Source organism: Sporosarcina sp. FSL K6-5500 (assembly GCF_038005665.1).
Classification (GTDB): Bacteria; Bacillota; Bacilli; order Bacillales_A; family Planococcaceae; genus Sporosarcina; species Sporosarcina psychrophila.
This window is the reverse complement of record NZ_JBBOTP010000001.1, coordinates 1,969,405-1,989,718: the sequence shown is the minus strand read 5'-3', so window position 1 is coordinate 1,989,718 and position 20,314 is coordinate 1,969,405. Positions and strand designations below refer to the sequence as shown.

16 protein-coding genes and 5 tRNA genes are annotated in these 20,314 nt (G+C 43.0%); 7 read left to right on the top strand and 14 right to left on the bottom strand.

Features of this window, described 5'->3' with window-relative positions:
* Position 1 precedes the first annotated feature (1 nt).
* The gene (locus tag MKX62_RS09290) at positions 2–2,470 is read left to right on the top strand and encodes an MMPL family transporter (protein WP_340741278.1); all 2,469 of its coding nucleotides are present in this window, start codon (positions 2–4) and stop codon (positions 2,468–2,470) included.
* A 56-nt stretch (positions 2,471–2,526) separates the two neighbouring features.
* Here MKX62_RS09290 and MKX62_RS09285 read toward each other — a convergent pair whose 3' ends face one another.
* Positions 2,527–3,417, bottom strand: coding sequence for an aminoglycoside phosphotransferase family protein (locus MKX62_RS09285; RefSeq protein WP_340741277.1), 891 nt, complete (start codon positions 3,415–3,417; stop codon positions 2,527–2,529).
* A gap of 48 nt (positions 3,418–3,465) precedes the next feature.
* Complete coding sequence (locus MKX62_RS09280; protein ID WP_340741276.1) at positions 3,466–5,034, bottom strand: amidohydrolase; 1,569 nt, start codon at positions 5,032–5,034, stop codon at positions 3,466–3,468.
* A gap of 107 nt (positions 5,035–5,141) precedes the next feature.
* Here MKX62_RS09280 and MKX62_RS09275 point away from each other — a divergent pair, with 107 nt between their 5' ends.
* The 5 genes from MKX62_RS09275 (at position 5,142) to pstB (ending at position 9,624) form a co-directional block, all read left to right on the top strand.
* The gene (locus tag MKX62_RS09275; RefSeq protein ID WP_338653922.1) at positions 5,142–5,582 is read left to right on the top strand and encodes a YtoQ family protein; all 441 of its coding nucleotides are present in this window, start codon (positions 5,142–5,144) and stop codon (positions 5,580–5,582) included.
* Positions 5,583–5,951: 369 nt separating this feature from the next.
* Positions 5,952–6,884 carry a PstS family phosphate ABC transporter substrate-binding protein gene (locus MKX62_RS09270; RefSeq protein WP_067204890.1) on the top strand — a complete coding sequence of 311 codons (933 nt, stop codon included), beginning with the start codon at positions 5,952–5,954 and terminating at the stop codon, positions 6,882–6,884.
* 92 nt (positions 6,885–6,976) lie between these two features.
* On the top strand, positions 6,977–7,915 hold the full coding sequence (pstC, locus tag MKX62_RS09265; RefSeq protein WP_340741275.1) for a phosphate ABC transporter permease subunit PstC: 939 nt from the start codon (positions 6,977–6,979) through the stop codon (positions 7,913–7,915).
* A gap of 1 nt (position 7,916) precedes the next feature.
* Positions 7,917–8,789 carry a phosphate ABC transporter permease PstA gene (gene pstA, locus MKX62_RS09260; RefSeq protein WP_067204887.1) on the top strand — a complete coding sequence of 291 codons (873 nt, stop codon included), beginning with the start codon at positions 7,917–7,919 and terminating at the stop codon, positions 8,787–8,789.
* 61 nt (positions 8,790–8,850) lie between these two features.
* Positions 8,851–9,624: a phosphate ABC transporter ATP-binding protein PstB gene (gene pstB / locus MKX62_RS09255; protein ID WP_231885811.1), complete on the top strand. Its 774-nt coding sequence runs from the start codon at positions 8,851–8,853 to the stop codon at positions 9,622–9,624.
* A gap of 137 nt (positions 9,625–9,761) precedes the next feature.
* On the opposite strand, the gene glmM is transcribed toward pstB, so the two are convergent.
* The 12 genes from glmM to MKX62_RS09195 form a co-directional block, all read right to left on the bottom strand.
* Positions 9,762–11,111: a phosphoglucosamine mutase gene (gene glmM, locus MKX62_RS09250; protein WP_340741274.1), complete on the bottom strand. Its 1,350-nt coding sequence runs from the start codon at positions 11,109–11,111 to the stop codon at positions 9,762–9,764.
* Between the two features lie 39 nt (positions 11,112–11,150).
* On the bottom strand, positions 11,151–12,422 hold the full coding sequence (locus MKX62_RS09245; protein ID WP_187046465.1) for a CdaR family protein: 1,272 nt from the start codon (positions 12,420–12,422) through the stop codon (positions 11,151–11,153).
* Positions 12,415–13,251: a diadenylate cyclase CdaA gene (cdaA, locus tag MKX62_RS09240; RefSeq protein ID WP_067204877.1), complete on the bottom strand. Its 837-nt coding sequence runs from the start codon at positions 13,249–13,251 to the stop codon at positions 12,415–12,417. Before cdaA ends, MKX62_RS09245 begins: the two co-directional genes overlap by 8 nt.
* 258 nt (positions 13,252–13,509) lie before the next feature.
* Positions 13,510–14,145, bottom strand: a complete 636-nt coding sequence (locus MKX62_RS09235) for an anti-sigma factor (RefSeq protein ID WP_340741273.1) — start codon at positions 14,143–14,145, stop codon at positions 13,510–13,512.
* A 12-nt stretch (positions 14,146–14,157) separates the two neighbouring features.
* Positions 14,158–14,721: an RNA polymerase sigma factor SigW gene (gene sigW, locus MKX62_RS09230; RefSeq protein ID WP_067204872.1), complete on the bottom strand. Its 564-nt coding sequence runs from the start codon at positions 14,719–14,721 to the stop codon at positions 14,158–14,160.
* Positions 14,722–15,740: 1,019 nt separating this feature from the next.
* Positions 15,741–16,646: an arginase gene (rocF, locus tag MKX62_RS09225; RefSeq protein WP_067204869.1), complete on the bottom strand. Its 906-nt coding sequence runs from the start codon at positions 16,644–16,646 to the stop codon at positions 15,741–15,743.
* A gap of 88 nt (positions 16,647–16,734) precedes the next feature.
* Positions 16,735–18,459 (bottom strand): EAL domain-containing protein, encoded by a 1,725-nt coding sequence (locus MKX62_RS09220; protein WP_340741272.1) that lies wholly within the window; start codon positions 18,457–18,459, stop codon positions 16,735–16,737.
* A 322-nt stretch (positions 18,460–18,781) separates the two neighbouring features.
* Positions 18,782–18,856: transfer RNA gene (locus MKX62_RS09215), tRNA-Gln, on the bottom strand.
* Positions 18,857–19,009: 153 nt separating this feature from the next.
* Positions 19,010–19,093: transfer RNA gene (locus MKX62_RS09210), tRNA-Tyr, on the bottom strand.
* Between the two features lie 82 nt (positions 19,094–19,175).
* Positions 19,176–19,247 (bottom strand) — tRNA-Glu (locus MKX62_RS09205).
* 18 nt (positions 19,248–19,265) lie between these two features.
* A tRNA-Thr gene (locus MKX62_RS09200) sits at positions 19,266–19,341 on the bottom strand.
* Between the two features lie 3 nt (positions 19,342–19,344).
* Positions 19,345–19,419, bottom strand: a tRNA-Asn gene (locus MKX62_RS09195).
* 196 nt (positions 19,420–19,615) lie between these two features.
* Between MKX62_RS09195 and MKX62_RS09190 the strand changes: the two genes are divergently transcribed.
* Positions 19,616–20,278, top strand: a complete 663-nt coding sequence (locus MKX62_RS09190; protein WP_340741271.1) for a hypothetical protein — start codon at positions 19,616–19,618, stop codon at positions 20,276–20,278.
* Positions 20,279–20,314: the final 36 nt, after the last annotated feature.

The window sequence follows — 20,314 nt, the reverse complement described above, 5'->3', positions numbered from 1 at the left end:
TTTGAGAGCTATTTTAAAATTCAAATGGCCGATTTTCATCGGCTTACTTACATTGACAATTGCGTTATTCATTTTAGCACCAAATTTGGCAAAACAAGCAGAAGAAGCAGGCTCACTACAACTTCCAAGCAGTGCTGATTCGCAAAAAGCGGCTGATATGCTAGAAAAAGCAGGTGCTTCCGAAGATACGATTTCACTCGTCTATCCGCTGAAAAAACCAGTAGATGCTGCGATGAAAAAAGAAATTCAATCGGTTGTAGACAAACTTGAAGCCCTGGGCAAGCCAGTTTCAGCAATACTTAACCCTTTTGAAAGTAAAGAACTGGAAGCGCAACTTGTTTCAAAAGATCAGAAGACAGTCCTCGTACCAATTACTGTGGACGGTACATTTGATGAAATTATTGCCCTTGCTGATAAAATTCATAGTGATATTTTACCCAAAAACCAGACAGTCTATTTAACAGGTGAAGCGATTATCGGCAATGATGTAAACCAAAGCGCACAAGACGGCTTGAAAAAAACAGAAATTATTACCGTCGTGCTTATTTTCGGTTTGCTTCTCATCGTATTCCGCTCAATTGTCACACCATTTATACCGCTTATTGCGGTAGGGATCTCCTATTTACTCAGTCAATCATTTGTTGCCTTTTTCATTGACTGGTTCGGATTCCCTGTTTCTAATTACACACAGATTTTCCTTGTAGCTATCCTCTTCGGACTAGGAACGGATTATTGTATTCTGTTGCTCAGCCGATATAAAGAAGAATTGCTAGCAGGTCATAGCATCGAGGATGCAGTCGTTAATACGTATAAAACTGCAGGTCGTACACTGTTCATCAGCGGTCTTGCCGTCTTTATCGGATTTGCAGCAATCGGATTTGCAGACTTCCCGATTTTTAAATCAGCTGTGGCCGTCGCGGTCGGAATTGCCGTGTTGATGGTCGTGCTATTTACAGTTGTTCCATTGTTCATGGTTTTATTGAAAGACAAATTGTTTTGGCCTTCAAAACAAGCTGCATCGCATAAAGACAGTAAAATATGGGTTGCCTTCAGTAAAGTTTCGGTCAAGCGGCCGCTCATTTCTATGCTAATTGTGGCAGTTATCACAGTCCCTCTTCTATTGACATATGATAATGATTTGTCATTCAACACAGTCGATGAGATTGATAAGAGTAAAGAATCGGTCATGGGCCTCAATGCTATTTCTGAAGCATTCGGGAAAGGAGATTCGTTGCCAATCCAGGTTTTATTGAAAAAAGACGGCCCGATTGTCAATGAAACTGACGTCACCTATCTCGAAGCAATCAGCCGGGATATCGAGAAGATTGACGGCGTGAAAACGGTCCGGACGATTACGCGTCCAACTGGTGAAATTATCGAAGACTTGTATGTAGACCACCAGCTTGGTCTTATGTCAGAGGGTCTTGGTGATGCGACTGGTGGACTGGATGAGGTAAAAAAAGGACTGACAGAAGTTCAAGGCGGACTGGACCAAGTGACCGGCATGTTTTCTACCGGTTCTGCAGCTGAAGTCAATGGTGCTGGACTTGCACAAGCCGCAGGTGGGATCGGGCAGCTTTCTGCAGGTGTTGGTGCTTCTACTAAAGGCCTGGATGAAATCGGTTCCGGTCTTGGCGAATTATCCGCATCATTAAAAGAAATGAGTGAGTCGGACAGTGTGCGTGCTACCGGTTTGTTCATACCGTCAGGCACGCTCAGCAATGAAACGTTCAAGCCGGTGATTGACCGTTATACGTTCGGAGCCGAATCAGGGATTTTACTTGAAGTGATTTTGGACTATGATCCTTATTCAAGGGAAGCGATCCAAACGGTGCATGACATTAAAGACAGCGTAACCCGTTCAGTTATCGGAACACCTTTCTTTGACGCAGAGCTTGCATATAGCGGAGTATCCAGTATGAATTCGGATCTGTATGATATTTCGTCAAAAGACTTCAAGCGCACAGTCATTATTATGCTTGCCAGTTTGTTCGTCGTCTTGACGTTCTTATTCCGTTCTGCAATCATGCCTTTGTATATGATTGGCTCCTTGCTGCTCACATATTACACATCTATCGCTGTAACTGAACTCATCTTTGTCAATATGTTGGGTTATGATGGTATCAGCTGGGCAGTTCCATTCTTTGGCTTCATTCTGCTTATTGCGCTCGGTGTGGATTACTCCATTTTCTTACTCGACCGCTTCCGTGAGGAGAGCATTAATGGGCTGAATATACGAGAGGCCCTTACGATGTCGATGGCTAAAATGGGTACGGTCATCATTACTGCATCCATCATACTCGCCGGAACATTTGGTGCAATGATGCCTTCAGGCGTGTTGAGTCTCGTACAAATCGCTACAATTGTCATTACAGGACTCCTTCTGTATGGACTCATCATTCTTCCATTACTCATTCCGGCGATTACTGTATCGTTTGGCAGAGGGGTATGGTGGCCGTTCAGAGGTTGATCCTATATGTAAAGCGTCCCTTCCTTTTATGGGGAACGGACGCTTTTTTAATGATTCTACTCTTTGTTACTGATACTCTCCATATATTGATCCAATCGTGCTGCCATCATTTCATCCGTCAAACCTGTAACACCAAACGCCGCCCAGCCACTATATACAACAGGAGGTCCGTCCAAAAAATCAAAAACGGAGACAATATCCCAATAGGGTTCATACGAAAATGAGGGTTCAGCATGTCTTTGATAAGCTTGTAAAAATAGGTCTGCCACTTCGACGCTATGCAACAGCGCGAGGTTCACACGGCAATGACCCACGTCGATACCCGCTGGACCGCGGCATGCATTCGGCCAATCGACAATCCCACTGACTTCTTTGTTAGTCCACAACACGTTTGCAGGATGAAAGTCGCGGTGAATGAACGTCTCGAGAAATTCAGGCTCCGTTCCATGGAAACGTTCAAATGCCGCCTGCCACACATCCCGTTTCTTCGTCCATTCGGGGAATTTGACGTCCGCCCGTTTTGTATATGGCGCATATTTCCATGTAAAATCATTCGCTTTAACTTGATGAATTTGCACAAGTGCTTTTGCCAACCCATCCGTCCATTGGTTGAAATCATCTGGCAGAAGCTCTACTTTCCCTTCAACTTTCGTCATAAGGATAGACGGCAACCCGCTCAGCTTTCCTGTTTCATCAGACCCAATCAGCGCTGGAGTCGGCAGCCCACTATCCGAAGCTTTTCGAAGGCTCGACGATTCGTGCTTTACGAGATCAGGTTCTTCAAGAAGCCACTCCTCATTGTCAATTTGTCGCAAAACCATTTCCGAGTCTTCCGTTTTCAATTCATAAAGAAGAGAGGAAGTACTGCCTGGAAGCCGTTTCATCCAATGGACGGCACTCCCTATTTCTTGCTGCACCCAGATTTTTGTTTTTTCGATTGGTCGCATATTTCAACTCTCCTTTTGGCATGAATCATGGATTAGGCCAGTCCCATTTCACCCTCTATACATCACTTCCCCAGCAACAACGGTCATCACAACATTCGCGTTCACGATCTCTTCATCTTCCACTCGGAATAAATCCTTGTCGAGCACAGTGAAATCAGCATCGAACCCGGGCGCAAGCTTACCGCGGACGTCCGCTTTTCCGATTGTTCCCGCACTCCCCGTCGTAAAGAGGCCGACCGCTTCAAAGCGACTTAGTTTTTCATCTGGCAAATAGCCTTCGTGGGTTTCCCCAGGCTTCCGACGCGTTGCCGCTGCATAGATGCCAAGCAATGGGTCGACCTCCTCGATTGGCGCATCCGAACCGCCGCCGCAAATGAATCCACGGTCAAGCAGCTTTTTCCACGCATAGGCCCAATCAAGACGGTCTTCCCCTAAACGATCCATGACCCATGGGAAGTCTGATGATACAAACACCGGCTGTATATCAAGGATGACTGGCAACTTTTCCATCCGCTCGACTAGATCTTCACGCAAGATATTTACATGGATAAGTCGATCACGTTTGCCAGTAGGTACCGGGTACTTCTCTATCGCATCTAGTGCTTTTTCAACAGCAGCATCCCCAATGACATGAACAGCAATTGCTTCGCCATACTTGCGTGCGAGCGACACTATCGCACCAATTTCTTCATCCGTAATGACTGTCATGCCGAATGTTTCGGGCGTATCTGCATACGGTTTACTTAACAAAGCCGTTTTACCGCCAAGCGCTCCGTCGATGAAAAACTTCATCTCGCCGGGCTCAATCCAAGGTTCATTATAAGTAGCTTGCTCTTCCTTCAATTGCTGGAAAACAGTTGACCGTCGTAATAAATGTGCGCGGAATTTCTTCTGTTCACCAATAACGTTTTTGAATGCTTGTAGCGGGTTTTTATAATCCCCATAATACCCGAGGTCATCCGTCACTCCCCCTGTCAGTCCAAGTGACAGCAAATCATCAACTGACTTTTGTAAGGCCCGAGTCAATGATTCTTCTGTCGGCTCTGGAATAAGGGCAAGTACAATCTCCTGCGCTCCTTCTTTCAAGTAGCCCGTAGGTTCCCCGTTCGCATCACGCATAATGACACCATCTTCGGGATCAAGTGTATCTTTTGAAATACCTGCCAGCTCAAGCGCTTTTGAATTGGCGAGCGCCGCATGTCTACATGTCCGTTTCAAAATCATAGGGGAATCCGTCACCTTATCCAATTCATGTCGCGTGAGGATCTTTTTATCTGGGAAGTTATTTTCATTCCATCCCTCTCCGATAAACCATTCGTCAGATTTCAAATCAGGATGAGTATTTATCAGCATATCCATCATGTCATCAGCGGACGTTGCCTTCGATAAGTCCAAACTTAGTAATTTTTCGCCGTGACCAATCATATGCATATGACTATCGACGAATCCTGGATAAAGAACGGAACCCTGTAAGTCAATTTCATTATCTGCTCGTTCTTTTAAATCGCCATATGTGCCAACTGCACTAACCTTACCGTTTTCTGTGAGCAGCGCCTCAACTTGGTCTCCTTCTTGCTCCATCGTATACATCGTGCCATTATGCCAAAGTGTTTTCATCTCAATTCCCCCTATCTCTCTAGTTATAGTCTAAACTTTCGGTCATTCACGAGCAACATTTTGAATATGAATGCTACAATTAAGATTAATGATTAGGAGGGGTTAAGTTGAGATTAACTGTTTACCTGGCAGGGGAAATCCATAGTTCATGGCGTGAGGAAGTAAAGATGAAAGTGGCTGCACTTAAGTTGCCAATCGATTTCGTCGGTCCCATGGAAGACCATGACCGTTCTGATAACATCGGGGAAGATATTCTAGGCAAGCAGCCGAATTCAATTTCCAAAGATGCTGCGGCATCAAACTTTAATAATTTGCGTACGGAGCTATTAATGAAGCAAGCCGATCTTGTCATCGCTTTATTTGGGGAGAAGTATAAGCAGTGGAATACCGCGATGGACGCGAGTGCCGCCGTCGCATTCGGCAAACCACTCATCCTAATTCGTAATGAAGCACATCATCATGCACTAAAGGAATTGTCCCGCAAAGCAAACGCTACCGTCGAAACTGTCGATCAGGCTGTAAAAGCACTGCATTATATTTTCGAATGAACTAAGAAAAGCGCAAGCTGCCGTTTAGCCCCGACAGGCATAAGACGGTTTGCGAGGAGGCGTACTTCAGCCCCATAGCAAAACGACTTATGACCCGAGGGTTTGCGCCTGGAGCCTAGACACTGCTCCAGGTTGAAAAAACTTATACCTTTTTAAATACCATCCCACGGGCTGTCCTCATCAGGGCAGTCTTTTTTAATGGCGTTCCTACACCGATCATACAACCGCGAAGAACAATCATATACCCTTCCACACCGATCATATCCCCCTATCTCGTTTACAAAACCTTAACGATTCCTTCATACCCGCTCAACAATTCTCCTCTATCATTTGAATTGTAGTCAAAACACTCTAGGGGGGCAACAACAGATGAAAAACATGAAAACACTCGCAACACTCGGACTTGCATGCTCGATCTTTCTCGCTGCTTGCGGTGGAGCGGACGGTAATACATCAGCTAAAACTAGCGAAGGCTTAAGCGGTAGTGTAGCAGGGGACGGATCGTCGACTGTTGCGCCAATCATGGAAGCGATTGTTGAAGAATATGCACAAGCTGAAAAAGACGTTAAAGTATCCGTAGGTGTTTCCGGTACAGGTGGCGGATTTGAAAAATTCATCGCTGGTTCAACAGACTTCTCAAATGCATCCCGCCCCATTAAAGATGAAGAGAAAGCAAAGCTTGACGAAGCAGGCGTTGATTATACAGAACTTAAAATTGCAAACGACGGTTTAACAATCGTTGTAAATAAAGAAAACACTTGGGTCGATTCACTTACTGTTGAAGATCTCGCGAAAATGTGGGCAGAAGATGGATCAGCAAAAAAATGGTCTGATATCAACCCAAGCTGGCCAGCTGAAGAAATCGTCTTCTATTCACCAGGTACAGATTCTGGCACATATGACTACTTCAATGAAGTTGTCTTGGAAGATGCTGATCTTGTAAAATCTGCAACACTTTCTGAAGATGACAACGTTCTTGTTACAGGAATTAAAGGTGACAAAAATGCAATTGGATTTTTCGGTTATGCTTACTACGAATCAAATAAAGACGCGCTAAATGCAGTATTAATAGATGGTATTGAACCGAATGCACAAACAATCGAGTCTGGCGAATACACTCCATTCTCTCGCCCACTATTCATTTATGTCAGCAACGATGCAGTTAAAGAGAAAAAAGAAGTTCGTAACTTCATGGAGTTTGTTATCGACAACTCAGCAGAAATGGCCGAAGCAGTTGGTTATGTACAACTGCCTGAAGCAGACTATGAAGAAGGACGTAAAGCATTGGATTCTCTGAAATAATAGAACGATTCCTGGCTGTCCTGCATAGTAGGGCAGCCATTATCCTTTCAACACCGTAACTAAACAACGTTATCCAATAGGAGGTCCATAGATTGACTTCAATAAAACCGACAGATAAGTTGCGAACACGCGATGTCATTGCTGCTGCTAAAAAGAATGAGAAGTTTGGCAAACTCATCCCGCATCTTTTACTCGCTGTCACTTCCATCACTGTACTGGCAACATTTGGGATTATCTACACATTACTGAAAGAAACATTCATCTTTTTTCAAGAAATAAAGATCACTGACTTCATTTTTGGAACTGAATGGGCACCTTTCTCCAATGCTGATCAGGCATTCGGTATACTTCCCTTAATCGTCGGGACTTTAAAAATCGCAGGTGTTGCGCTTCTTATCGGGGTCCCTTTCGGACTTGCGTGTGCAATTTTCCTCAGTGAATATGCGTCACCAAAAATCAAAAAGTTCATCAAACCAATTATTGAGTTACTGGCTGGAATTCCAACGATTGTTTACGGATTTTTTGCCTTAACAGTCGTGACACCATGGCTCCAGTCTTTCATTCCACAATTGAAGTTATTTAACGCACTAAGTGCCGGTATTGTAGTCGGTATTATGATTTTACCAATGATAATCTCGCTTTCGGAAGATGCACTTTCTGCTGTTCCTGCTTCATTCCGCGAGGGGTCTTACGCGCTTGGGTCTACAAAATTTGAAACAGCTATCAAAGTCGTCTTTCCAGCAGCAATTTCCGGTATTGCAGCATCGATTATCCTTGCTGCTTCACGGGCTGTAGGAGAAACAATGATTGTCTCACTTGCCGCAGGTTCCACGCCAATATTCAATATGGACTTTACAGGTTCAATTCAAACGATGACTTCTTATATCGTTCAAGTCGCAACAGGCGACGCAGGCTATGGCACAACAATCTATTATTCCATTTACGCTGTCGGGTTCATGCTATTCTTGTTCACATTCCTAATGAACCGGGCCGCTTTGTACATCAAGACGAAATTCAGGGAGGAATACTAATATGGACCGCGTTCTTCAGTCAAAAACAAATCGTCGACTTACAAAAGATTCAGCGATGAAATGGCTGTTCGGTGCAATCGCTGCCGCCGTCCTCGGAATTACATTCTTCCTGTTTTACGGCATTGGTGCAGATGGCGTCGGACGGTTGAACTTTTCATTCTTTACGAATTTCGGATCCCGCTTCCCTGAAAAGGCGGGCATTAAAGCAGCTCTTGTCGGTACACTGGCTCTCATGGCCGTCGTTATTCCGGTATCCATGTTCCTAGGCCTTTGTTCCGCTATTTACCTTGAAGAATATGCTAAAAAAAATAAATGGACCTCTTTTATTGAAATGAATATCAGTAACCTTGCCGGCGTTCCTTCCGTTGTCTTCGGACTTCTTGGTCTAACTGTTTTTGTCCGTGCATCATCATTAGGCAATAGTATCTTGGCTGCTGGATTGACGATGAGTTTGCTAATCTTACCAATCATCATCGTAGCTTCCCAAGAAGCACTTCGTTCCGTTCCAGACACACTTCGAGAAGCTTCATATGGCATGGGTGCAACAAAATGGCAAACAATCATTCATGTGATTTTACCGTCCGCAGCAGGTTCTATTTTGACAGGTAGCATCTTATCCTTCTCACGTGCCATCGGTGAAACAGCACCGCTCATTGTTCTTGGGATACCGGTTATCGTTCAATTCCTGCCAACTGGACCGCTTAGTACATTTACAGCTCTTCCGATGCAAATTTACGACTGGGCTAAACGCCCACAACCCGAATTTGCAGATGCTGCCTCAGCAGGAATTATCGTGCTTATGATCTTACTCATTACAATGAACGGATTTGCGATTTACTTTAGAAATAGATCACAAAAAAAGCTTAAAAATTGATAGGAGGATTATTATGACAAAAACACTCGTTCGACCTACTGAAGATGCTAAGCTTCGTGTCATGAAAAATGAAAATTGGACAAAAGCAGTTTATGAAACAAACGGTTTAAATCTCTGGTATGGCACGGCGCACGCGCTTAAAAACATCGACTTGTCCATCAATGAAAAAGAAGTAACAGCAATCATCGGCCCTTCCGGCTGCGGAAAATCTACGTATTTAAAAACACTAAACCGGATGGTAGAAAACGTAGGCGACGTCACCATTTCTGGTAATGTTACATTTATGGGCAATAATATTCTTGGCAAAGCGATGTCCGTGGAATTGCTTCGTTCAAAAGTCGGCATGGTATTCCAAAAACCCAATCCATTCCCGAAATCCATCTATGAAAACGTTGCATACGGGCCGAAGATTCACGGTATCCGTAACAAAGCAATGTTAGATACAATTGTTGAAGACAGCTTACGTAAAGCAGCCTTATGGGATGAAGTAAAAGACCGTCTGAACAAAAGCGCATATGGACTTTCCGGCGGACAGCAACAACGGCTCTGTATAGCACGCTGCCTCGCAGTTGACCCAGAAGTAATCCTAATGGATGAGCCAACTTCAGCACTAGACCCGGTATCGACACATAAAGTCGAAGAATTGATTCGCAACATCAAAAACGATGTAACAATAGCAATCGTTACACATAACATGCAACAGGCAGCACGAATTTCCGACCGCACTGCATTTTTCCTAAACGGAGAAATCGTAGAATGCGATCGTACATCCACACTATTTAGTACGCCGACAGACGAACGCACCGATGACTACATCAACGGGCGATTCGGTTGATAATCTCATTTGGTAAACAAAAAGGGCATCTCGAGTTAGTGTTTTCCTCACTATCTTGAGATACCTTTTTGTTTTCGGCAAAATAAAAAACCGAAGATATCGTCAATAACGACATCTTCGATCAATGGTTTAGTCTCTTATTCAGTTCCCATTTCTGCTTGCACAACGTCAACAATACGCTGAACAAGACGTATACAATCTTCTTCAGAAGGCGCTTCTACCATGACGCGCACAAGCGGTTCAGTGCCCGAAGGACGAACCAAAACGCGGCCATTGCCTGCCATCTCTTTTTCTACTTCTGCTATTACTTCTGCTACTAATGCATTATCCGTCACAGCATTCTTATCCGTAACACGTACATTAACAAGTTTTTGTGGATAAATTTTCATGCCTGCCGCAAGTTCAGATAGCTTACGTCCAGTTATTTTCATAATGTTAACGAGCTGAAGTCCTGTAAGAAGCCCATCGCCTGTTGTATTGTAATCGTGGAAGATAATATGGCCTGATTGCTCACCGCCAAGATTATAATTTCCTTTTCTCATTTCTTCTACAACATACCGATCACCAACGGCTGTCTGAATGCTCTTCATGCCGTGTTCCGTCAATGCTTTATAGAAACCTAGATTGCTCATAATCGTTGAGACAATCGTTCCTGATTTAAGGCGGCCTCCTTCATGTAAATGACGTGCGATGATGAACATAATCTGGTCACCATCAACAACTTCTCCACGTTCATCTACAGCGATAAGACGATCTCCGTCTCCGTCAAACGCTAAACCAATATGGGCACCTTTTTCAACAACGAGTTTACCCAATTCTTCAGGATGAGTCGAACCGACACCGTCATTAATGTTCAAGCCGTTTGGCGATGCTCCCATTGTTGTTAGGTCTGCATCAAGATCAGCAAACAAATGTGTTGCCAGTGTAGATGTCGCACCATGTGCACAATCGAGTGCAACATGAATTCCCGCGAATTCCTCGTCGACCGTCTGTTTTAAGTACTGAATATATTTATGTCCGCCTTCAAAATACTCTGTTATAAAACCAACGTCTGCTCCAGTCGGACGCGGCAACGAGTCTTCTTGTACGTTTAACAGTTGCTCAATTTCTTCTTCCTGTTCATCCGTCAGTTTATAACCATCTGCACCAAAAAACTTGATGCCATTGTCTTCGACAGGATTATGTGAAGCTGAGATCATGACTCCGGCCTGTGCATTCATGACGCGCGTCAAGTAAGCGACACCTGGTGTGCTAATAACCCCAAGAGTCATCACTTCAATCCCCGTCGATAAAAGACCCGCAATTAGGGCATTTTCAAGCATCTGACCCGAGATACGCGTATCCCTGCCGACGAGTACTTGTGACTTCCCTGATGATTCTTTTGTTAACACATGCCCACCAATTCTACCCAATCTAAATGCGATTTCCGGTGTCAATTCCTTATTTGCAACCCCACGGACGCCATCGGTCCCGAAATACTTTGTCATTTTCATTCTCCCTTTCAATCCTGCACATTCAACTGTATGTCAGGCAAGTTCAATATGCATCGTTACTTCTTTATCTGATAGTATCCATTTCACATCTAGGGGTCCTTCAACCAAGACTGAGAAATTCTGTTCTCCTTCGTCCGTGGTTTCAGACGCATCGATATAAACGGTGAAATCTGATTTCTCCAATGTATCAATTACATCCTGTTCCGCCGTGACAGTTAGTACAACCAAACCGGCCGCCGGTTTCTGAAATGAACTCGTGAAACTTTCATCAAGTCCTTTTACAGTAACAGGCATGTCTTTAAATTCCTTCGTAACTACTTTTACATCCTCAACAGGCGGCTCCGGGTTGATTACTTCCAAGTCTGAATCAATCACTGTTGCATCTATTTTCACTTTAACTTTATCTAAAGACATCTTTGTAACACCTTTAGGTTTTTTCAAATCAATCGCCATTGTTCCTTGTCCTTTTACTTCGGATACATCCACATCAACACTGAATTCTTTAATTTGATCCAGTACTTTCCGTGGACCGAATAAACTAATCGTTTTATCCTGAGCAGAAATGGCATCGACAGTGACACCAGTAACAGGAACTCCACGCGATTTAAGTACGATTGGCACTTCTTTACTATATTCGGAAATCTCAACTTTGACAGTCACTTGTTCAGGAACAATCGTCACATTCAGCTTCGTTAAATCTTTATCTAAGACCCGAACCCGTGCTTGCTGCTCGAATGATTTGTTAATTTCCTTGTCTCCTGTTATTGAGGCTTTTACAAAACTGATCGATTCAATAACACTCTTCGCCCCCGTCACTTCGATAGTTGACGGATCGACATCTATCTTAACGACATTGAACTCTTCAGCAAGCAGACGTTCATTCAGTTCAGGATCAACACGGAATGTTTGTGTGATTTTCTCTTCGATTACGACTTCGATTGTCGCGGGATCGAAGATGACTTTCAGCTTCTCAGAAACATTCTCACTTTGAATCTCAACTGTATGCTTACCCATTGGCAAACTAGACAAATCGACTCGTAGCGTAAAGTCTTTTAATAATTTCGTTGTCTGGACAATATTCGCTGGGCCTTCAATGGTCATATTGACCGTTTCTGGAACTCCCGTCACGACAAGATTTTCATTGTCATAAAACACTTGTACAGGGAAATCCTGAATGATGTCCCTCGCATCTCCAACTGCTTTGCTACCCTTTTTTTCTTCTGCCTGCACAGTAAAAAAAAGAATAATTGCAAGGAATAAGGCTGTCAAGCGAAGAAACCATGGGCTATTCATAAACTTATCCATTTTTTCTCCACCTCCACTTCCAGATGGAAGAATCCTGCTTTTCAGTTGTTAAACCGAACCAGACTCTCCGCAACCGCGCTTCAAATTCCTCCATATCAAGATTCCGATCTATATCCCCATTTGCAGTAAGGCTTACTGCTCCAGTTTCTTCTGACACGATAATCGTGACAGCATCCGTTACTTCACTAATTCCAAGGGCTGCACGATGTCGTGTTCCAAGCTCCTTTGAGATGAACGGACTCTCCGACAGCGGCAAATAGCATCCTGCTGCCGCAATGCGATTACGCTGGACAATGACTGCACCATCATGGAGTGGCGTGTTCGGGATGAAGATATTGATAAGAAGTTCTGACGTAATCAGCGAATCCATACCTGTACCGGTTTCAATATATTCACTTAGACCTGTTTCCTTTTCAATTGAAATAAGCGCACCAATTCGCCGTTTCGCCATATAGCTAACAGATTTCACAAACGCTTCAATCAGACGATCACGTTCCTCTTCTTCCTGCATCATTGTACGAGCAAATAGCCGTCCTCTACCAATCTGTTCAAGCGCACGCCGTAGCTCGGGTTGGAAGATGATAATAATAGCCAGAAATCCAAACGGAAGAACCTGATCCATCATCCATTGAAGCGTATCAAGTCCAAAAAACTCAGTCAGAATACGAGCAATGAGAAGGACAAAAATCCCTTTTAAAAGTTGAACCGCTTTCGTTCCTTTTATAATCGTAATCAATTTATAAAAAACAAACCAGACGAGAAGCACATCTACAATATTAATAAATGCCGCTACTGGACTGAAATCAACTAATTCTTGCCATTTTGGCATGTGCTTCGCCTACCTTCATAAACAGTTTCTTATGCGTATAGTATAGCATAACAGCACTGCACTGTCCTTTCTTAGAAAAGAACAAAAGCGCAAGCAGCTGTTATAAATGAACACAGCCAAAGTATGCCACGTCCTGCGGCAATGTCTGCGTGAAGTCTCTATATTGCAGCCAATCCACTGTACGTGATTTTATAGTTTCCTAAGCAATGAAAAAGAGCGACCGGTTACCAACTCTAAACGGTCGCGGGGTCGCCCTGTCTACTTTTCATCTTGCTTGTCATCTTTTGATGATGGAAAGATGTCTTTAGCTGTTGTTTTTATTTTATACCAAAGCCAGTCAAACACTTTGTCAATTTCCTCGCTCTTACCAGTTACAATCGCTGTAGAGGCCATGTATTTAGAACCCCTAATAACTGTAACGTTGCCATCCACTTCTCCTTCGATACGGAGGGTGCCATTTTTAACGACTATGTCACCTTTAACTGTTTCACCGGCGGGCACGAGTACCGTTTGACCCTCGACAACAAGATTCGGCTGTTTCGTCACCGAAAACTGCTGGTCATTTCCATAACTTGAAAATAGTGTTGCACTCATAAGGATTAAAAACATGGCTGCAGCTGCCAAAAGTGGATGGCTACGCAACCAGCGTTGAACACCCGCTTGGGATTTTTCTTTGGGAAGTCGTGCCATAACACCGTTGACAAAGCTGTCCGGCGCCTTTATTTTTGAAGCACTTCCTATAAAAGCAATAGACTCAGTCAATCCATTCATAATTTCCTTACATTCTTTGCAGCTATCTAGGTGTTCTTTCAATAGCCGCTCTTCGTCACGGCTAATATCACCGTCTAAATACGCGTGCATATAGTGAACGATTTGTTCCGGACACGTATTCATATTAATTCCCTCCTACATATTACCTATCTGTTTCCGAAGTGCTTCCCGCCCTCTATGGACACGGGTCTTTACGGTCCCTAGTGGTAATTCCAAAATGTCACCAATTTCTTGTAGCGGTAATTCCTCGATATACCTTAAAATAATGACGGAACGGTATTTATCAGGAAGTCTTCCGATTTCGTAGTGGATTCGTTCCTGTAATTCCATTCTTTCGACTTCATCTTCAGGTAGCTCGCCGGATGCGGCAATTTGTGAGTACATATTCAGACCATCTGTACCCGGGACATTTGCATCGAGATAATAATCAGGTTTCTTCTTTCGAATTCGGTCGATGCATAAATTCGTCGCAATCCGAAACAGCCACGTTGAAAACTTCCGTTTTTGATCGAATGTATGAATATTGATATAGGCACGGACAAATGCTTCCTGCGCAATATCTTCTGCTTCTTGTGCGTTGCCAAGCATCCTGTAACATACTTGGTATAGGCGATGCTGAAATAAAGTCACTACTTCTTCAAATGCATTTTGATCGCCTTTCAAGACTTCATTTATTCGTTTATTGATCAGTTCATCCAATGTATTTCACCCTCCGCTCTATGCGGCTGTCCCTTCTATACGTTTGAAGGTGTCGACAGGTTTCATTTTTTTTCATTAATTTTATTTTAACAGATATTGCTAGTTATTTCCTCACTATATTTAATGATTGGAAAAGTAAATGGCTTTTGATTAAAGTGGGATGTGGGATTCGAAACTTTTGTGTCAGTGACACATGGCGTTTTTGGGATTACCTGCGATTCTCCAGAAAAAAATCCACTTCTATTGATTAACCATCTATTTGCATAAAACATTAGTGAGAAGGGATTGAAAGCCTCCATTTTCACTGGACTATTTTCGGCTCGCTTTCGGCGAACTATTCATGTCAGATATACTGAGGTGTCCTAGTGTGGCTAGAAGTGACTCCGTCACTTCTAGCCACACTTTTTTCAGTAATCCTGTTGCGAATAGTTGCCTGTCGCGTACCTACAATGTTCAAGTGTAAAATGCAGTTGTTTTAGAAGAAAAGAGTAGATGACATTCTATGGCGAGTGTAAGTGCCCGAAGATGCAATTTCGGGCACTCTTGCACGTTGTATAATGTGCTTCTTGCTTACTTTTAACAAAGAGTATGCATCTAATCATGTGATGCATAAATAGAAAGCGATACTTCTTTACTAGTAAAAAAGAGAAAACACTCAAAGAAAGTTTCAGCCGCCAAAATTGCATCTTTGGCGGCTTTTATCCAGGTAGATAGATACCCCTCTATTCTTTCGTCCCAATAAGCTTTAGCACTTCGTGTACTTATGAACTTGGAGGGCGACGGATGAAGGACCACCATACGATTACCGAAATAAATGTGTAGGGATGCGACAAAGTCGTATCCCTACACATCCAGACATCTTGGTAATCCTATAGAAGTCATTCGATCCAAAGCAATCCAAAGTCAACTACACACGTAGCGCCCAGTAGGTGATCATGTTATTCACTGGTTATTTTTTGGTTAATCAACAGGTGTGAAAAAAGCCCATCTAAGTTACCAGATGGGCTTTCAAGAACTGATTAAATTAGTTTTTCTCCAAACAGTGAGCCCATTAAACCTACCGCAACATCAGCTGTTTTATTCTTCTCATCCAAAATCGGATTTACTTCTACAAATTCAGCCGAAGTAATCATGCCTGAGTCTTCCAGCATTTCCATCGCTAAATGGCTTTCCCGATAACTAATTCCCCCTGGTACCGGCGTTCCGACTCCTGGTGTATACAGCGGATCAAGCCCATCTAAGTCAAGCGACAAGTGGACACCGTCGACATCACGTGAACGTAGATAGGCGAGAGCGTCTTCCATAACCGAAGTCATTCCGTAGCGATCGATTTCATGCATCGTGAACACCTTAACACCTTGCTCCTTGAGCAATTGACGTTCTTCCGGATCCACAGAACGTGCTCCGATGATGACAACATTCTTCGGTTTTACTTTTTGACCTTCACTATGTATATTAACGAGACTTTCATGCCCTAGCCCAACACTTACGGCAAGAGGCATTCCATGAATATTACCGGAAGGCGATGTCTCTGCAGTATTAAAATCTGCATGCGCATCATACCAGATGACACCGAGATTTTTATATTTTTCCGACAAGCCAGCAAGTGTTCCAATAGCGATGCTGTGATCGCCTCCTAAAACAAGTGGGAATCTACCCGCATCCACAACTTCAGCAACTTTTCGCGCAAGCTCCGTAGTCGCTTGAATGACTTCATCTAAGTTCTTCAAATTCGTATCACTATGTTTTTTTCTTTCTACAGCACTTACCTGAACATCGCCCTCATCCGTAACCTGATGGCCAATCGATTCAATTCTCCCTACAGCACCTGCATATCGGATTGCACTTGGCCCCATATCCACCCCACGACGACTTTGTCCAAAATCGAGTGGTACACCGATTAATGAAATATTCAAATGTTGCATGTCAAATTACCTCCCCTTATCTATATCTCTAGTATAAGTCCATGAGAAGGTTTGGCTCAACTCAACAAGTATCTGAATATTTATTCGTTTACAATCTTTTTCCCATGAACTGTTCACATGCATCAGGAGACGTTGGTTTGCTATAGTAATAGCCTTGACCCTCACGACAACCTAAATTCATTAGGATAACGGCTTGTTCTTCATACTCCACACCTTCTGCAATGACGTTTAAGCCCACAGTATCTGCTAAAGTTACAATAGCCTTAACGATTGCCTGGCTATCTTCATTAAGGTGTATATCGCGCACAAAGGACATATCGATTTTAATCGTATCAGCTGGTAGTTCTTTGATATAACTAAACGTACTATAACCTGTTCCAAAGTCATCGATAGACACCGTAATACCCAACGCCCTTATTTCACGAATTCTTCCCTGCATATCATCCCGGTTGGCAAATGCACTTTCAGTTAATTCGATTTCAATCAAATCTGTTGTGACACCCGTCTCTTCAAGAATTGTTTTAATCGTATGCAAAATAGTTGGTTCTTCCAATTGCACGGCTGACATATTGATAGCCACCCGAAACGGTCCATATCCATTATCTTGCCACTTTCTTGCCTGCCCGCAAGCTTCACGCAGTACCCATTCCCCGAGAGGTATAATGATTTTCGTCTCTTCCGCCACGGGAATGAACTTATCGGGTGGTATTCTGCCAAGATCGGGATGATTCCACCGCACTAACGCTTCAACACCTATCAACTTCCCTGTCTTCAAGTTCACTTTAGGCTGATAATCAAGATGGAGATGACCCAAATGAACGCTTTTCCGTAATTCATTCTCCAGCAAGATCCGCTCCAATGTTTTGGCCGCTGTTCCGTGCTGATACATCTCACATCCTCCGCCGCCATGCGTTCTGGCGATAGAAAGAGCTTTTTCTGCTTTCATTGCAAGCTCTGAAGGTTTTTTAGCATGCTCCGGATACAAGGCAATCCCGAAACTTAAAGATGGTGTGTGCATTTGGTCCTTTACTTCAATAGGTTCCTCAATATATTGCTGAACTTCTTTTGTCAGTTGTTCAGCGTGTTGTGCATCACGTACATCTAGAAGGAGGAATGCAAATTCATCACCTGAAAGTCTGCCAATAACAGTTTTTTCTTTTAGAATTGTCCTTAACCTCTTCGCAATAACAGACAAAATATAATCACCTACCTCGTGTCCAAGCGAATCATTCACATAGCGAAGACGGTCGACATTCATATAGATACAGGCTCGTTTTGTTCTCTGTTTTTTCGCTACTTCTATTTCTTGATAAAACATTTTCCGAAATGAAGTTCGATTAGGTAAACTGGTCAATTGGTCATTATAAGCAAGGTCGCGTATCATCCGCTCAGACTCTTTACTTTTAGTGATGTCATAGCGGATGGATATATACTGATAGGGCTTTCCGTTATCATTTAAAAATGGAACTATCATCGTGTCGACCCAATAATAAGATCCATCTTTGGCTTTATTACAGATTTCACCACGCCATGTATTTCCCCTGCCGATTGTCGCCCATAGCTCTTTGAAAAACGAAGAAGGATGAAAGCCTGAATTGATAATCCGATGGTCTGACCCCACAAGTTCCTCCACGCTGTATTGCGCTATTTTTGTAAACAACTCATTCACATACACTATTTTCCCTGTCTGGTCTGTGACAGCAACAATAGCTGACTGATCAAGTGCATAGGCAATGTCCCTAAGCATTTTTTCCGGACTATGACTACCATCATGGCGAATTAAATCATCTACCATTTTATTATTTCCTTGCATAAAATCACTTCTTTCCTAAAAACCTTTTTCAACCTACGGGGGCCTGCAAAAATAATTATAACCCCATTTACTCTACTATAAATTCGTTCTTTCGGGCTATATATGGTGAAATAAAGAACTCCAGTAAATTCGCTTCGGAGCTAAGGGATATCTGCCGGCTTCAGCTATCTTTTTTATGGCACCTTCACTCAGTTCATATCGGTATTTCATTTGTTCAATATAGAGAATTATATCTAGTTGAAAATAGAAAAAAACCCTTTCATTTTGGCGAAAGGGTTAATAAAGCTATTTGCAATTCACATGGTTTGGTAAAGCAAGAAAATGGCTGGGGTAGCTGGATTCGAACCAACGAGTAACGGAGTCAAAGTCCGTTGCCTTACCACTTGGCTATACCCCACTAGTATTTAAGTTTAATTCTTTTCGGTGCTTTGCATTAAAGTAAGATCTACTCTATTCAATGCTTTACATAACAACCTTAAAGTAAACTCTTTTTAACGCAAAACGTTAAAATCAAGGAATACTGTTTTCAACGCAATCGTTGAAATAGTATTGGTGGTGGGGGGCAGATTCGAACTGCCGAACCCGAAGGAGCGGATTTACAGTCCGCCGCGTTTAGCCACTTCGCTACCCCACCATGTTAAAATATGTATTATTAGATTCAAAACCTTAAGTAACAAGCAAACTTCTTTCAACATTTCACGCTGAAAAAGTTTTAATGACCCCTACGGGATTCGAACCCGTGATACCGCCGTGAAAGGGCGGTGTCTTAACCGCTTGACCAAGGGGCCTCATTCTTAAAGTTGCTCTGGAGCTTCCAACCGGATTCGAACCGGTGACCTCTTCCTTACCATGGAAGCACTCTACCTACTGAGCTATGGAAGCATATGGCTCCGCAGGTAGGACTCGAACCTACGACCGATCGGTTAACAGCCGATTGCTCTACCACTGAGCTACTGCGGAATAATAAGTATTCATTTAAATTTGTTCATGTCGTTCAGGACAAACTCCATTATAACAAACATTAAATATTTTTCAAGACCTTTTTTAAAGTTTGTTTTGTTCCCGACAGCAACTTATATATATTATCACGTCTTTTGCATATTTGTCAACACACTTTCATAAACTTACGGTAGATTGTGCAAAAAGGGGACAACATATGCGAAACAAGTACATGATCACTGCCATTATTTGCTGCGCGCTCTTCCTGCTCCTTCCCGCTTTACCTAAACAACTATCTCTTGTATCCGTGTTCCGCGTAACGGAGGAACCTGCTGTTATTGTACGCGGCGCTAGTGGTTCCGCACTGACCGTAAATATTTCATTCGGGGATATAGAAGTGGAAAAATGGATCCAAGAACTCAGTAAACCTTATCCACTTCTACTCGTTGATATGAAATGGGCTGGTCGTTTTCCAGAAACCGTGCAACTCATCAAAGAAAAAAATATTTCTATAGGGTTACTCGGCGATAAGGGTGTAACCTATGAACAAAACACAATTTTGTTCATAGAACAACTTGAGCAGTTCGAAAAAACTTTCGGGGTAAAACCTCTTTGGTTTCGTACCATTGATGAAGTTTTTCCAGCGAACTTGCATAGTATGCTCTGGGATGCGGAAGTTAATGCACTGGGTTCATCTGTTGTTTGGAATGGTGGCGACCTCCCTTCTGTCACTAAAGGAGAAATTATTTCTGTCCCCCATCATCGGGAAAACCGTGTTAATTTGGCTGAGTTAAAAAAGTTAGATAAAGATCGAACTTTTATATCTGTGGAAGCCATGTTATTCGGAACGAAGGTGAATGTCAAAAAAATACCCGAATAACCCAACCGCCTCACCTACTCTTATAAAAAAACAGCA

Coding starts and splice junctions, on each gene's coding strand:
- MKX62_RS09285 (WP_340741277.1), bottom strand. CDS start 3,417: ATGCGACCAATCGAAAAAACAAAAATCTGGGTGCAGCAAGAAATAGGG.
- MKX62_RS09280 (WP_340741276.1), bottom strand. CDS start 5,034: ATGAAAACACTTTGGCATAATGGCACGATGTATACGATGGAGCAAGAA.
- MKX62_RS09270 (WP_067204890.1), top strand. CDS start 5,952: ATGAAAAACATGAAAACACTCGCAACACTCGGACTTGCATGCTCGATC.
- pstA (WP_067204887.1), top strand. CDS start 7,917: ATGGACCGCGTTCTTCAGTCAAAAACAAATCGTCGACTTACAAAAGAT.
- pstB (WP_231885811.1), top strand. CDS start 8,851: ATGAAAAATGAAAATTGGACAAAAGCAGTTTATGAAACAAACGGTTTA.
- glmM (WP_340741274.1), bottom strand. CDS start 11,111: ATGACAAAGTATTTCGGGACCGATGGCGTCCGTGGGGTTGCAAATAAG.
- MKX62_RS09245 (WP_187046465.1), bottom strand. CDS start 12,422: ATGGATAAGTTTATGAATAGCCCATGGTTTCTTCGCTTGACAGCCTTA.
- cdaA (WP_067204877.1), bottom strand. CDS start 13,251: ATGCCAAAATGGCAAGAATTAGTTGATTTCAGTCCAGTAGCGGCATTT.
- MKX62_RS09235 (WP_340741273.1), bottom strand. CDS start 14,145: ATGAATACGTGTCCGGAACAAATCGTTCACTATATGCACGCGTATTTA.
- rocF (WP_067204869.1), bottom strand. CDS start 16,646: ATGCAACATTTGAATATTTCATTAATCGGTGTACCACTCGATTTTGGA.
- MKX62_RS09220 (WP_340741272.1), bottom strand. CDS start 18,459: ATGCAAGGAAATAATAAAATGGTAGATGATTTAATTCGCCATGATGGT.
- MKX62_RS09190 (WP_340741271.1), top strand. CDS start 19,616: ATGCGAAACAAGTACATGATCACTGCCATTATTTGCTGCGCGCTCTTC.